Source organism: Streptomyces sp. NBC_00057, from assembly GCF_045041165.1.
Taxonomy (GTDB): domain Bacteria; phylum Actinomycetota; class Actinomycetes; order Streptomycetales; family Streptomycetaceae; genus Streptomyces.
This window is the reverse complement of record NZ_CP108256.1, coordinates 3,853,937-3,866,875: the sequence shown is the minus strand read 5'-3', so window position 1 is coordinate 3,866,875 and position 12,939 is coordinate 3,853,937. Positions and strand designations below refer to the sequence as shown.

The window sequence follows — 12,939 nt, the reverse complement described above, 5'->3', positions numbered from 1 at the left end:
GATATCAGCGAATCCGTGATGCAGTTCCTTCTCGCGTTCATCGTCGTCGTCCCGCTCATCGGCGCCGTGGCCGCTCTGTTGCCGGCCCCGCCCGGGCTGAAGGGGAGCAGCCCCGACCAGGCCGTGCTCCGCCACGGCGTGACCGTCACCGGCGCGATCCTCATCGCCGCGATCGCGCTCGCCGTCGGCTTCGACCACGGCCACCCGTCGAAGATGCAGGCCACCACCGACATCAGCTGGATCCCGGCGCTCGACGTCCGCATCCACCTCGGCATCGACGGCATCTCGCTCCCCCTTCTCGTACTGACCGCGCTGCTGACCTTCCTCTGCGCGCTCTACAGCTACTTCAAAATGCCTGAAGGCCCCTCCCCGAAGGCCTTCGTCGCACTCATCCTCGTCCTGGAGTCCGGCACCCTCGCGACCTTCGCCGTCCTCGATCTGCTGCTGTTCTTCCTGGCGTTCGAGATGGTGCTCATCCCGATGTACTTCCTCATCGCCCGCTGGGGCGGTGCACAGAAGCAGGCCGCCGCCTGGAAGTTCATCCTCTACACGCTGCTCGGCTCGGTGATCATGTTGCTGGGCCTGCTCCTCATCGGCCTGAAGAGCGGCACCTTCGACATGGTGGCACTCGCCGCTGACAACGGCCGTGGGCTCACCTCGTCCGTGCAGGTCATCGCCGTTCTGGCGATCGGTGTCGGGCTCGCCGTGAAGACCCCGATGTGGCCGCTGCACAGCTGGCTCCCGGACGCCCACACCGCCGCTCCGACCGTCGGTTCGGTCCTGCTCGCGGGCGTCCTGCTGAAGATGGGTACGTACGGATTCGTCCGCATCCTGCTTCCCATCGCCCCCGACGGGATGCACACCTTCGCGCCTTACCTCGCCGCCTTCGCGGTCGTCGGCATCGTCTACGGATCGCTCGCCTGCCTGGCGCTGGCCCGCCCAGGCTCCAAGGGCGACCTCAAGCGCCTGATCGCGTACTCCTCCGTCGGGCACATGGGCTTCGTACTCCTCGGCATCGCGAGCATGACCCCCACCGGAGTCAACGGCGCGCTCTTCGCCAACATCGCCCACGGTCTGATCACCGGCCTGCTGTTCTTCCTGGTCGGCGCGGTCAAGGACCGGTACGGCACCGCCGACCTCGACACCCTCTCCGGCGCCACCGGGGCCGCGCTCTACGGCCGCGCCCCCCGCCTCGGCGGCCTCCTCGCCTTCGCCGCCGTCGCCTCCCTGGGCCTGCCCGGGCTCGCCGGGTTCTGGGGCGAGATGCTCGCCCTGTTCGGCTCCTTCGACCCCGCCGACGGCCTCAGCCGCCCCGCCTTCCTCACCTTCATGTCGATCGCCGCGTTCGGCACCCTGCTCACCGCCGCGTACATGCTGATCGTCGTACGCCGGGTCTGCATGGGTGAGAAGCGGGAAGAGCCGCAGCAGCTGGCCGATGTCCAGACGTACGAATTCGCCGCCTGGACCCCGCTCGTCGCCCTCACCGTCCTCGCCGGTCTGTGGCCCGCCGTCCTCCTCGGCCTCACCGACCCGGCCGTGCAGAAGCTCCTCGCAGGAGGCAAGTCGTGACCACAGCCGTCGTCATCCCGGGCGTCGTCACCACAGCGGCCGACAGCACCACCAGCCTCGTTCAGTCCGTCGACTGGCTCGCGATCGCGCCCCCGGTCGTCGTCGCGACCGTCGCCCTGATCGTCCTGGTCGCCGACCTCTTCCTGCCCGAGGAACGCAAGCCGCTCCTCGGCCGGGTCACCATCGCCGGACTCGTGGCCGCACTCGCCTTCCTCGTCCCGCTGCGCGACGGCGACCGCTCCACCTTCTGCCTCACCGCGGCAACCACAGGCACCGGTGGCACCGGGGCCTGCAGCTACACCGCAGACCACTTCGCCCTCGTCATCCAGGCCCTCGTCCTCGGCGGCGCCCTGCTGACCGCCCTGCTCTCCCTCGGCGACACACGCAAACTCCCCGCAGGCGAGTTCTGGTTCCTCCTGCTGTCCTCCGCGTCGGGCGCCGCACTCCTGCCCGCCGCCCGCGACCTCGCCACCCTCGTCGTCGCCCTCGAAGTCGCCTCGCTGCCCGCCTTCGCCCTCGTCGGCATCAAGCGCGGCGACCGGCGCTCCTCCGAAGCCGCGCTGAAGTTCTTCCTCTCCTCAGTCGTCGCGACCGCCGTCATGCTGCTCGGCGTCAGCTTCGTGTACGCCACCACCGGCACCCTGCACCTCACGGAGATCGCCGCCCGGCTCGACGACGTACCCGGTCAGCTCGACACCCTCGCCAAGGCGGGTGTCGTCCTCACCCTGGTCGGCTTCGCCTTCAAGACGGCCGCCGCACCCTTCCATTTCTGGGTTCCCGACACCTACGTCGGCGCACCCCTGCCGGTCGCCGCCTACCTTTCGGTCGTCGGCAAGGCGGTCGGCTTCTCCGGCCTCATCCTCGTCACCGTGATCGCGTTTCCGGCGTACGCCGACGTCTGGGGACCGGCCCTCGCCGTCCTCGCCGCGCTCACCATGACGACCGGCAACGTCGCCGCCCTGCGCCAGAACGCCACCCGCGTCCGCAGCGCCGTACGCCTACTCGCCTGGTCGTCCGTCGCCCAGGCCGGCTACCTCCTGGTGCCGATCGCCGCCGCCGCGTACTCGAGTGACGAGCACATCGGCTCCACCGTCGCGTACGCCCTCATGTACGCCGTCGTGAACCTCGGCGCATTCGCGGTCGCGGCCCTCGTCGCGCGTACGAACCCCGGAAACCGGATCTCCGACTACCGCGGCCTCTACGCCACCCGCCCTCTGACCGCCCTCGCGATGGCCTTCTTCCTGCTCTGCCTGGCCGGCCTGCCTCCCGGCATCGTCGGCCTCTTCGCCAAGGTCACGGTCTTCTCCGCGGCCGTCGACGCGGGACTCGGCTGGCTCGCCGTCGTCATGGCCGTCAACGTCGTGATCGCGCTCTACTACTACCTGCAGTGGACCGCGGCGCTCTTCCGCGCTCCGGAAGAGACCCCGGCGGACGAGGCCGCACCCGCCCCCACCAGGCACCGCGCCCCGGCCTCCCTCACCGCCGCGATCGCCCTCACCGCCGTCGTCGGCGTCGTACTCTCCGGTGCCCCGCAGACGGTCCTCAGGTTCGCCGCCGTCAATCTCTTCTGATGTACGGAAGATCGGTTTGCCCGGGACGGCCCGTAGAGGGCAAGGTCATGCCCGCACATCCCCACACACGTACGCATGTCCCAGAGGAGCAAGAGCAGTGCTGAACGGGTTCAAGGACTTCATCCTGCGCGGAAACGTCATCTCCATGGCCATCGGGCTGGCTGTCGGAGCCGCGTTCACCGCAGTCGTCACCGGATTCAGCACCGCCTTCATCACCCCGCTGATCGGCCTCGCAACCGGTTCCGTCGGAGACTTCAGCGCGGCGGAGTTCTCGATCGAGGGCGCCATCTTCCCGTACGGGAAGTTCCTCGCCGCCGCCATCGCCTTCCTGATCACCGCGGCGGTGCTCTACTTCTGCGTCGTCGTCCCCATGACGAAGGTCCAGAACCGCTTCTCCAAGGCGGACGAGAAGGTCGACATCAAGGCCGCCGTGCGCGACTGCCCCCGCTGCTACACCGAGATCCCGGCCATCGCCTCCCGCTGCGCCCACTGCACCAGCGAGATCAAGCCGGACCCCGAGGCCCTCGCACTCGCCGGCCTCCCCGCCCAGCGCTGAGCCTCCCGGCGCCGACCGGCACACGCCGATCCCTCCACCCGTACGGCCCAGGGCCTGATCAGGCCGCAAGTGCCGGGCAGGCCCTGCTCCCGCGGCCGCGCGCACAAGGGAACTAGCTCCCCTCGCCTGGCGTTGACCAGTACGAGAGGCTCCACTGGGGGAGTGGAGACCACCAAGCAAAGGGTTCCCCTGCCGCACCACTTGGAGGGCGTACCGTGCACCGCCGGCACAATGGGCTGAGAACCGCCGTACTCCTCGGGGGCCTGTCCGCACTCATCATCGTCATCGGAAGCTTCTTCGGACGTACCGGCCTGATCGTCGCGCTCCTCGTAGCCGTCGGCACCAACGCCTACGCGTACTGGAACAGCGACAAGCTGGCGCTCAGGGCCATGCGCGCCCGCCCTGTCAGCGAATTCGAGGCCCCACAGCTCTACCGCATGGTCCGCGAGCTCTCAACAGCAGCCCGCCAGCCCATGCCCCGGCTCTACATCTCACCGACACAGGCCCCCAACGCCTTCGCCACCGGCCGCAATCCGCGTAACGCGGCGGTCTGTTGCACCGAGGGCATCCTGCAGATTCTGGACGAGCGAGAGCTGCGCGGAGTCCTCGGCCACGAGCTGAGCCATGTCTACAACCGTGACATCCTGATCTCGTCTGTCGCCGGAGCGCTCGCCTCCGTCGTCATGTTCCTGGTCAACTTCGCCTGGCTGATCCCGGTGGGCCGGTCCAACGACGACGAGGGACCCAGCCTTTTCGGCAGGCTGCTGATCATGATCCTCGGCCCGCTGGCCGCCTCCGTCATCCAGCTGGCCGTAAGCCGCTCCCGCGAATACGAGGCGGATGCCTCGGGCGCCCAGCTGACCGGCGACCCACTGGCCCTGGCCAGCGCTCTGCGGAAGCTCGAAGCCGGTACGAAACAGCTCCCTCTGCCCCCCGAGCCGAGGATCGAGACCGCGAGCCACATGATGATCGCGAATCCCTTCCGCCCCGGCCAGGGAATCTCCAAGATGTTCTCGACACACCCGCCGATGGCGGAGCGCATCGCACGCCTGGAGCAGATGGCAGGTCGTCGTCCGTGAGGACGATCCGTGCGGACGCCCCCTAGTGGAAGTCGGAGAAGAGCAGACCGAAGAAAATCCACAGAGGGATACCGAGCACAGCGAGCACGGCGATCGCCAGCCCGGCCAGGCAGCCGCACCCCGTCAGCCGGTTGCTGGTTCTCGCGTACTCATCGTTGTCCCCCATGCCGCCATTGAATCGCGTCCCCTGCCAGGGGACGACGACAGCTCCTAGCGGGCTCCGAATACTTCGTCGGTCGTGACCACCTCTCGGCCCAGCGGCATGAGCGAGATGGGGATCATCTTCAGGTTTGCCCAGCCGAAGGGGATTCCGATGATCGACACGAACAGCGGGATGCTCGTGATCAGGTGCCCCAGCGCGAGCCACCACCCGGCGAAGACGAGCCAGATCACGTTACCGACGCACGAGGGTGCACCCGCGTCGGGCCGCTCCACGGTGGTCCGCCCGAATGGCCACAGCACGTAGCCGGCGATTCTCAGCGAGGCGATGCCGAACGGGATCGTCACGATCAGGACGAAGCAGATGATCGCAGCGAGCAGGTAGCCGAGGGCCATCCAGAACCCGCAGAACACCACCCACAAGACGTTCAGGATCAGCTGTACGAGCTTCATGATCACTAGCCTTCCGCAAGTTTCGCCGGTCAGGGCTGTTCAAAGCCAGTATCGGTCCCGGAACCGAAGAGGGCTCGCCTGATTGTCAGTGCCGTCGTTCACCATGAACCCATGAACGACACCGAGCAGTTGCTGGCAGCCGCGGAGAAGACCGCACGCACCACCCCGCGCTGGGAGAAGTACCCCCTCCCGGCACCTCTGCCCGCCGAGGGCGTCGTAAGTGCCGAGGCCGCCCTCGGCTTTGCCCTGCCGCCGCTGCTCACCGCCCTGTACACCCGGATCGCCAACGGCGGCTTCGGGCCGGAGTACGGTCTGATGCCGCTGATCGGCGACCGGGCTCCGGATGGGGAGGAGTCCGTCGTCGCGCAGTATCTCGCCCGCCGCCGGAGCGCGACCGAGGAGGGCAAGTGGCCGTGGCCGGAGGGCGTGCTGCCGATATGCAGCCTGGGCTGCGGGATGTACTCCTGCGTGGACTGTCGCAGCGAACACACCACGGTGCTGCTCTTCGAGCCGAACGCCGACGAGCCGGAGCGCGCCTGGTACGTGGACCAGCCCGACCTCGCACAGTGGCTGCGCAGCTGGCTGGACGGCACCGCGTGGTACTCCGAGGAGTCCGAGGACGAAGGGGCCGACATGGTGCCCTGGCCGGATTTCAGCGCCCGCACATGACCCATGGACGGGCGGGTGCGGCCCGTTCGCGGACTGCGCACTGCAACCGCCCGACCGGCAGGAACGTCTTGGATTCCAAGACCGAGTGACGGGTAGGTTCGCACGCATGAGCATCATTGGCTGGATCATTCTCGGACTGCTTGCCGGCGTCATCGCCAAGGTCCTGCTCCCGGGCCGCGACCCGGGCGGCTTGGTCGGCACCACCCTCATAGGGATCATCGGTGCCTTCCTCGGCGGCTGGATATCCTCGCGCTTCCTCGACCGACCGATCTCCAACGACTTCTACGACACGGCCACTTGGGTCGCGGCCATCGGCGGTTCGCTGGTCCTGCTGATCGTCTACCGGCTGCTCTTCGGGAACTCCCGCGAACGCCGCTGACGCCCGTCAGCGACTGGGGTGCCCAACCCGGTCTCACGCAGGGTCAGATTGAGCCGGCCACGGCTCATCCCCGCCGCAGGATCGGCCGTCCCCGGACAGACCTTCGGTACGCCGTGGAACGCGAAGCGTGAAGGCCCGCCGAAGACGAACAGGTCACCGGAGGCCAACTCCACATCTGTGTAGGGCCTTCCGCGGTTCTCCGTGTTCCCGAAGCGGAAGACACAGGTGTCGCCGATGCTGAGTGACACCACCGGAGCACCGGACCGCTCCTCCTTGTCCTGGTGCATGCCCATCCGCGCCGCGCCGTCGTAGAAGTTGATGAGGGCGGTGTCCGGCGCGTACGTCCGGGCCGGGCTCTCATCCCCGTACGCCTCTGCCAGCGCCTCCCGTCCCAACTCCGCCAGCCAGTCGGGGAAGTCGGCGACCCGCGCACCGTTCACATCGTCGGCCGTGCGTGAATACCGGTACGGCTGCCAGTGCCACCCCAGACAGACCGTCTGTACGGACATCATCCCGCCACCCGGCACCACCGTGTGCCGCAACGGCACAGGCCCGCGCGCCCATTCCCGGCAGGCCGCCACCAACTCCCTCTGGCGCTCCGGCAGCAGCCACTCGGGCACATGCACGGCCCCCGGTGCGACGACGGCCCGCGGCCTCGGAAAGAGCCCGGACATGTCAGCGCACCGCCAGGGCGCCTTCCAGCCCCAGAAGCTGTTCCTTGCGCTCCAGACCACCTGCGTACCCCCGCAAGGCCCCGTCCGCGCCGATCACCCGATGGCACGGCCGTACGACGAGCAGGGGGTTGCGCCCGATCGCCGTACCCACGGCCCGCACGCCCGCCCCGGGCATACCGATCCGTTCGGCGATCTGCCCGTACGACACGGTCTCCCCGTACGGGACAGTGTCCAGCGCCGCCCAGACCCGGCGCTGGAAGTCGGTGCCCAGGCCGCCCGCGTACACGATGTCGAAGCGGGCCAGCCGCCCCTCGAAGTACTCCCGCAGCTGTGCGGCAATTCCCGCGAAGGCTTCCGGCGCGTGGACCCACCCGTCCTGGACGACTGCGGCGCCCTTCTGGCCGGGCAGCGAGAGCGAGGCGAGCGCGACTTCGTAGTCCGCGCGGGTGGACTTCTCGCCGACCAGCAGCAGCTCACCCAGTGGGCTGTCGACCGTTGCGTACATGGTCATGACTCGTCCCTCTCCTTGCCCGGCATGCCGGAAATCGACAGGATCGTCGTTCGGCGTGGACAAGTCTGCATCCCCCGCTCCGCCGCGACCGGCGGTATTCGGACATCGCATCCCGGGTGCGGGGCGGAGCGGCGCATTCCGCTCCGCGCCACCCCACGCCCGGAAGGCGCACGGGCTGCCGGGGGCCTACCGGTAGTTCACGAACTGCACGGCGAAGTCGAAGTCCTGGCCCTTCAGCAGCGCCTGCACGGCCTGCAGATCGTCCCGGCTCTTCGAGCTGACTCGCAGCTCATCGCCCTGGACCTGCGCCTTGACGCCCTTCGGGCCCTCATCGCGAATGATCTTCGCCACCTTCTTGGCGTTCTCCTGGGAGATGCCTTCCTCGATCGTGGCGAAGATCTTGTACTCCTTGCCGGACAGCTGCGGCTCGCCCGCGTCCAGAGACTTCAGCGAGATGCCGCGCTTGATCAGCTTGGACTGGAAGATGTCGAGGATCGCCTTGACCCGCTCCTCGCCGTTCGCCTCCATCAGAATCTTCTCGCCGGACCAGGAGATCGAGGCGCCGGTGCCCTTGAAGTCGTAACGCTGCGAGATTTCCTTGGCGGCCTGGTTGAGGGCGTTGTCGACCTCCTGCCGCTCGACCTTCGAGACGATGTCGAAACTGGAGTCGGCCATGACGTGTGGCTCCTTGTATCGGGGGTGCTGGGAAACGGGGTGCATACGGGCGGCTGCGGGCCTGCCGGCCCCGCACCGCCGATCAAAGCCTAGCCACCCACGCCCGATCGGGCCGCTGATCAATCCAGTGGCGTAGCACCCCCGGGCATCGGGTATCGTTTACGTCGTTGCCACGGAGCACCGCCGAAAAGCGGTTCTCACGGCAGCAATCCCCGGCGGTGTGCCCGAGTGGCCAAAGGGAGCAGACTGTAAATCTGCCGGCTCAGCCTACCCAGGTTCGAACCCTGGCGCCGCCACATAGCAAGGCCCCTGTCCTAGGACAGGGGCCTTCTTTGTTTCTGCTGCGAGGGGTCGTGAGGAGGCTCGTGAACATGGAACCTGTGCTGGTCAGCGCCTGTCTGCACGGCGTGCCCTGCCGCTTCGACGGCCGCGGCAAGGCCTCCGCCGCGGTGACCGAGGCCATCGGAGACCGCCGCCCCGTCGCCTTCTGTCCCGAGGTCGCGGCCGGACTGCTCACCCCGCGCCGCCCCGCCGAGATCGTCGGCGGCGACGGCAACGACGTGCTGGACGGTCGCGCCCGTGTCGTCGACGACACCGGGCACGACGTGACGGAGGAGTTCGTGGACGGCGCCCGGCGGGCGCTGGAGGCCGCGCGCAGGGCCGGGTGCACCGAGGCGCTGTTGATGGCGCGCAGCCCTTCCTGCGGGCGCGGCACAGTCTATGACGGTACGTTCACGGGCGAGCTCCGCGAGGGCGACGGCGTCACCGCCGCCCTGCTGGAGCGCCACGGCATCACGGTCCGTCCGGCGCCGGGCGGCTGAACCGGGGCTGCGGGCCGCCGCCCCGGACCGGGCGCGCAGTCGTCAGAAAGCCGAACCAACGGCTCAGTTCCCCGCCACGTCCTTCACCGCGACCGACACCGGCATGTTCCCCGAGATGAGTTCCAGGGTCAGCCCCGCCGTCGCCGGGGTCTCCAGCAGCTCCAGCAGCGCCGCCGCCACATCGTCGCGCGGCACCGGTCCGCGGCCGGTCGAGGCGGTCAGGAGGACCATCCCGGTGCCCGCGTCGTTCGTCAGCATTCCGGGGCGCAGGATCGTCCAGTCGAGTGCGTTCCTGGAGCGCACGTACGCGTCCGCGGCGCCCTTCGCCCGCAGGTAGGCGTCGAAGACCTCGTCGCCCGGGTGTTCGGGGTCGGCGCCCATCGACGAGACCACTACGTAGCGCCGTACGCCCGCCCGTTCCGCCGCGTCCGCGAACAGCACCGCCGCGCCGCGATCCACCGTCTCCTTGCGCTCCGAGCCGCTGTTCGGGCCCGCACCGGCCGCGAAGACCGCCGCGTCGGCGCCGCGCAGCACCTCCGCCACCTCTTCCACGGAGGCCGATTCGAGATCCAGGACGACCGGCTCGGCGCCTGCCGCCCGGAGGTCCTCGCTCTGTTCCGGATTCCTGATGATGCCTACGGCCTCGTCCCCGCGCGCGGCGAGCAGCCGCTCCAGCCGCAGCGCGATCTGACCATGTCCACCTGCGATGACAATGCGCATGGTCACGACCGTACGCCGCGGCGGGCCCACGCGCTCAGGGCCCGCCGCAGGGACCGGAATCCGGCCGGGCCTGGCGGGGCAGACCGAGGGCGACGACGGTCTCCGAGTCGCAGTACTCGCGCACCGCACTCGTCCGCGTCACGACCCGGCCGCGATGCACCACGACCCGGCTGTAGGCGAGCGACAGCACGCCCGAGAGCTGCTCCCCGCGTACGGCGAGCAGCTCGGCCGGGAAGCCGGCCTCGACCCTGACCTCGGGCAGCCCCATCGCCTTCCTCGCGACCGAGGAGACCGCCTCGTACGCCTCATCGGCCCGCATCCCGCTCTGCGAGGCCAGCAGGTAGGCGGCCTCCAGCGGATCCCCGCGGCCCACAGGGTTCGCGACGTCCCGCAGCGCTCCGCTGCCCGCCGCGACCCGTACTCCGGCCGCACGCAGCAGCCGTACGGGGGCGGTGCTCCGGCCTTCCACCCCGCAGCAGCCGCCCTGGGGGAGGCAGATCACCGTCACTTCGGCCGCGGCGAGCTGGTCGGCGGCGCGGGCCGCGGCCTGAGGGGGGAGCCGCGAGAGGCCGGCACACGGGCCGATGGAGACGCCGGGCCGCAGCCCGCCCGCCATGGCGGCCAGTCGGCCGAGCCGGGCCGGATCGTCACCGTCCGTGTGCAGATCGACGGGGCAGCCCTGTTCGGCGGCGATCTCCAGGACGGCTTCCGCGTACCCCGCCGGATCCGGGTCGAGGTCGGGGCAGCCGCCGACCGCGCCGGCCCCCATCTTCACGGCGTCACGCAGCATGGCCAGGTTGTCGGCGCCCGCGACGCCGGTGAGCAGTCGGGGTACGGCGACGGGGGTCAGCTCGGCGAGTCCGCGCAGCGAGCGGCGCGCCTGCAGTACGGCTTCGAGGGAGGTGAGGCCCTGGACGTCCCCGATCCGCACGTGTGCGCGCAGCGCGGTGGCGCCGTGGCCGAGCTGCAGCAGGGAAGCCTCGGTGGCGCGGCGCTGGATGTCCTCCCGGCGGTGCGACACGGGTCCCGGACCGTCGGGGCCCGCACCGTGGGCGGTGAGCGCGGTGTCGCCGTGGGCGTGGGGCTCGGCGGGGGCGGGGAGCAGCAGATAGCCGCGCAGGTCCACCCGCGGACCCGGTGCGGTCAGGCTGCCCGCGGTGCCGACGGCTTCGATGCGGCTGCCGCCGAGCCGTACGTCCACGATGCGGCCGTCGGTGAGACGGGCGCCGCAGAGCACCAGGGTGCCGGTCTCGGCGGTGTCGGGGCTGCTGGTCGCATCGGCCGCGTCGTCGTCCGGCCGCTGCGGCTGGCTGTCGGGCATCGCGCTCCTGGGAAGGGGTACAAGATCACGCAGAGTGAGTCGAGCCTAGGGGCGTGTTCGGTCCGGTTCGAGGAGGAGCGAAATAGTCGTACCGGTGTGGCCCTGAGGGGTATCCGGGGCACGGGTGTACGTCTGGGGCCGCGGTGGCTCAAGCGGTGGCCGAGGCGCTGTTCAAGCGGCTGATGGGCGGGCCGGAAGACCGCCGGTCGGGGGGTCGGCGGGGTCTCGATCAAGGGCGCAGGCCGGGGCTTCGAAACGGATTTGGGCGATCGGCGACCAACCGTGTAATGTCTTCATCGCTCGCCCCAATAGCTCAGTCGGTAGAGCGTCTCCATGGTAAGGAGAAGGTCTGCGGTTCGATTCCGCATTGGGGCTCTGGTGATCGGGAAACCCCGCTTCGGCGGGGGGACTCGTCATCAAAGCGGTGTAGCTCAGTCGGTAGAGCAAGCGGCTCATAATCGCTGTGTCACCGGTTCAAGTCCGGTCACCGCTACTTACGGTAGCCGATTGTGGGGTCGGTCCTTCGATCGGCTACTCTTTTTTGCGTTCATCCGTCCATCCGTCCGTCCAAGGAGCACTCACGTGGCTGCCACCGACGTCCGCCCGAAGATCACGCTGGCCTGCGTGGAGTGCAAGGAGCGGAACTACATCACCAAGAAGAACCGGCGTAACAACCCGGACCGTCTTGAGATGAAGAAGCACTGCCCGCGCTGCAACTCGCACACTGCGCACCGCGAAACGCGCTGAAACAGGCTCGTACACGAGGCCGTCCCCACTGGGGGCGGCCTCGTGTCGTTGTATGGGGGCTGTCCTTCGGCCTTTTCATCTTTCATCAGGAGGTAGCGAGCTCATGGCGCTCGACCAGTCCTTCGTGGGGCGGATCTATCCGCCCACCCCGCCGTACGAGGTCGGCCGGGAGAAGATTCGCGAGTTCGCCGAGGCGGTGGGCGACACGAATCCGGTGTACGTCGACCCCGAGGCCGCCAAAGCGCTCGGCCACAGCGATGTGATCGCGCCGCCGACGTTCGTCTTCTCGATCACCTTCAAGGCCGCGGGGCAGGTGGTGCAGGACCCGCAGCTGGGCCTGGACTACAGCCGCGTGGTGCACGGTGACCAGAAGTTCGCCTATGTGCGCCCCGTGCGGGCGGGGGACCGGCTGACGGTCACCTCGACGATCGAGGGCATCAAGTCCCTGGCGGGCAACGACGTCCTGGATATCCGTGGCGAGGTCCATGACGAATCCGGTGAGCACGTCGTGACCGCGTGGACGAAGCTGGTGGCGCGCGCCGCCGAGGAGGCGTGATGACGGCGAAGGTTGCTTACGAGTCGGTCGAGGTCGGTACGGAGCTGCCGGCGCAGTCCTTCCCGGTGAGCCGGGCGACGCTGGTGCAGTACGCGGGCGCTTCCGGTGACTTCAACCCGATCCACTGGAATGAGAAGTTCGCCCGCGAGGTCGGACTGCCGGATGTGATCGCGCACGGCATGTTCACCATGGCCGAGGCGATCCGGGTGGTCACGGACTGGGTCGGCGACCCGGGTGCGGTCGTCGAGTACGGGGTGCGGTTCACCAAGCCGGTTGTCGTGCCGAACGACGACAAGGGCGCGCTGATCGAGGTCAGTGCCAAGGTGGCCGCCCTCCTGGGCGACAAGCAGGTGCGGGTGGACCTGACGGCCATGAGCGAGGGCAAGAAGGTGCTGGGTATGTCCCGTGCGGTGGTGCAGCTCGGCTGAGGCCGTTGAGTGCGGGTGGGGGGGGCACTGTCCTTGGGCGGTGCCCCCCAC

General features: G+C 69.1%; 17 protein-coding genes and 3 tRNA genes. 13 read left to right on the top strand and 7 right to left on the bottom strand.

Annotation, left to right across the window (positions count from 1 at the left end):
* Positions 1-18 precede the first annotated feature (18 nt).
* The 4 genes from OG953_RS17945 to htpX all read left to right on the top strand — a co-directional run bounded on the left by OG953_RS17945 (position 19) and on the right by htpX (position 4,775).
* A complete protein-coding gene (locus OG953_RS17945; RefSeq protein ID WP_405691899.1) occupies positions 19-1,569 on the top strand; it encodes a NuoM family protein in 1,551 nt (516 codons plus the stop codon).
* Positions 1,566-3,140, top strand: a complete 1,575-nt coding sequence (locus OG953_RS17940; RefSeq protein WP_405685348.1) for an NADH-quinone oxidoreductase subunit N — start codon at positions 1,566-1,568, stop codon at positions 3,138-3,140. The genes OG953_RS17945 and OG953_RS17940 overlap by 4 nt, the downstream gene beginning before the upstream one ends.
* A gap of 97 nt (positions 3,141-3,237) precedes the next feature.
* Complete coding sequence (gene mscL, locus OG953_RS17935) at positions 3,238-3,696, top strand: large conductance mechanosensitive channel protein MscL (RefSeq protein WP_327273543.1); 459 nt, start codon at positions 3,238-3,240, stop codon at positions 3,694-3,696.
* Between the two features lie 215 nt (positions 3,697-3,911).
* Entirely contained in the window at positions 3,912-4,775 is an 864-nt protein-coding gene (gene htpX, locus OG953_RS17930; RefSeq protein ID WP_405685346.1) for a zinc metalloprotease HtpX, read from the top strand.
* Between the two features lie 22 nt (positions 4,776-4,797).
* On the opposite strand, the gene OG953_RS17925 is transcribed toward htpX, so the two are convergent.
* Both OG953_RS17925 and OG953_RS17920 read right to left on the bottom strand, forming a co-directional pair.
* A complete protein-coding gene (locus OG953_RS17925) occupies positions 4,798-4,941 on the bottom strand; it encodes a hypothetical protein (protein ID WP_405685344.1) in 144 nt (47 codons plus the stop codon).
* A gap of 44 nt (positions 4,942-4,985) precedes the next feature.
* The gene (locus OG953_RS17920) at positions 4,986-5,387 is read right to left on the bottom strand and encodes a YccF domain-containing protein (protein ID WP_405691897.1); all 402 of its coding nucleotides are present in this window, start codon (positions 5,385-5,387) and stop codon (positions 4,986-4,988) included.
* Between the two features lie 111 nt (positions 5,388-5,498).
* Here OG953_RS17920 and OG953_RS17915 point away from each other — a divergent pair, with 111 nt between their 5' ends.
* A complete protein-coding gene (locus OG953_RS17915) occupies positions 5,499-6,056 on the top strand; it encodes an SMI1/KNR4 family protein (RefSeq protein ID WP_405685343.1) in 558 nt (185 codons plus the stop codon).
* A gap of 106 nt (positions 6,057-6,162) precedes the next feature.
* Complete coding sequence (locus OG953_RS17910; RefSeq protein ID WP_405685342.1) at positions 6,163-6,435, top strand: GlsB/YeaQ/YmgE family stress response membrane protein; 273 nt, start codon at positions 6,163-6,165, stop codon at positions 6,433-6,435.
* Here the strand turns inward: OG953_RS17910 and OG953_RS17905 are convergent.
* The 3 genes from OG953_RS17905 to OG953_RS17895 form a co-directional block, all read right to left on the bottom strand.
* On the bottom strand, positions 6,396-7,109 hold the full coding sequence (locus OG953_RS17905; protein WP_405685341.1) for an alpha-ketoglutarate-dependent dioxygenase AlkB family protein: 714 nt from the start codon (positions 7,107-7,109) through the stop codon (positions 6,396-6,398). The two genes, OG953_RS17910 and OG953_RS17905, sit on opposite strands and share 40 nt — an antisense overlap.
* 1 nt (position 7,110) lies before the next feature.
* The gene (locus OG953_RS17900) at positions 7,111-7,620 is read right to left on the bottom strand and encodes a methylated-DNA--[protein]-cysteine S-methyltransferase (protein ID WP_405685340.1); all 510 of its coding nucleotides are present in this window, start codon (positions 7,618-7,620) and stop codon (positions 7,111-7,113) included.
* Positions 7,621-7,806: 186 nt separating this feature from the next.
* Complete coding sequence (locus OG953_RS17895; protein WP_030926258.1) at positions 7,807-8,295, bottom strand: YajQ family cyclic di-GMP-binding protein; 489 nt, start codon at positions 8,293-8,295, stop codon at positions 7,807-7,809.
* Positions 8,296-8,509: 214 nt separating this feature from the next.
* Between OG953_RS17895 and OG953_RS17890 the strand changes: the two genes are divergently transcribed.
* Positions 8,510-8,591: transfer RNA gene (locus OG953_RS17890), tRNA-Tyr, on the top strand.
* 75 nt (positions 8,592-8,666) lie between these two features.
* Positions 8,667-9,116: a DUF523 domain-containing protein gene (locus tag OG953_RS17885; RefSeq protein WP_405691895.1), complete on the top strand. Its 450-nt coding sequence runs from the start codon at positions 8,667-8,669 to the stop codon at positions 9,114-9,116.
* A 63-nt stretch (positions 9,117-9,179) separates the two neighbouring features.
* On the opposite strand, the gene OG953_RS17880 is transcribed toward OG953_RS17885, so the two are convergent.
* Positions 9,180-9,836 (bottom strand): SDR family oxidoreductase, encoded by a 657-nt coding sequence (locus OG953_RS17880; RefSeq protein WP_405685339.1) that lies wholly within the window; start codon positions 9,834-9,836, stop codon positions 9,180-9,182.
* 34 nt (positions 9,837-9,870) lie between these two features.
* Positions 9,871-11,157: an amidohydrolase family protein gene (locus tag OG953_RS17875; RefSeq protein ID WP_405685337.1), complete on the bottom strand. Its 1,287-nt coding sequence runs from the start codon at positions 11,155-11,157 to the stop codon at positions 9,871-9,873.
* 302 nt (positions 11,158-11,459) lie between these two features.
* Here OG953_RS17875 and OG953_RS17870 point away from each other — a divergent pair.
* The 5 genes from OG953_RS17870 to OG953_RS17850 all read left to right on the top strand — a co-directional run bounded on the left by OG953_RS17870 (position 11,460) and on the right by OG953_RS17850 (position 12,888).
* A tRNA-Thr gene (locus OG953_RS17870) sits at positions 11,460-11,532 on the top strand.
* Between the two features lie 45 nt (positions 11,533-11,577).
* A tRNA-Met gene (locus OG953_RS17865) sits at positions 11,578-11,650 on the top strand.
* Positions 11,651-11,739: 89 nt separating this feature from the next.
* A complete protein-coding gene (rpmG, locus tag OG953_RS17860; protein ID WP_003956487.1) occupies positions 11,740-11,904 on the top strand; it encodes a 50S ribosomal protein L33 in 165 nt (54 codons plus the stop codon).
* A gap of 103 nt (positions 11,905-12,007) precedes the next feature.
* The gene (locus tag OG953_RS17855; protein WP_093897220.1) at positions 12,008-12,460 is read left to right on the top strand and encodes a MaoC family dehydratase N-terminal domain-containing protein; all 453 of its coding nucleotides are present in this window, start codon (positions 12,008-12,010) and stop codon (positions 12,458-12,460) included.
* The gene (locus OG953_RS17850) at positions 12,460-12,888 is read left to right on the top strand and encodes a MaoC family dehydratase (protein ID WP_405685336.1); all 429 of its coding nucleotides are present in this window, start codon (positions 12,460-12,462) and stop codon (positions 12,886-12,888) included. Before OG953_RS17855 ends, OG953_RS17850 begins: the two co-directional genes overlap by 1 nt.
* The last annotated feature ends 51 nt before the right edge of the window (positions 12,889-12,939 follow it).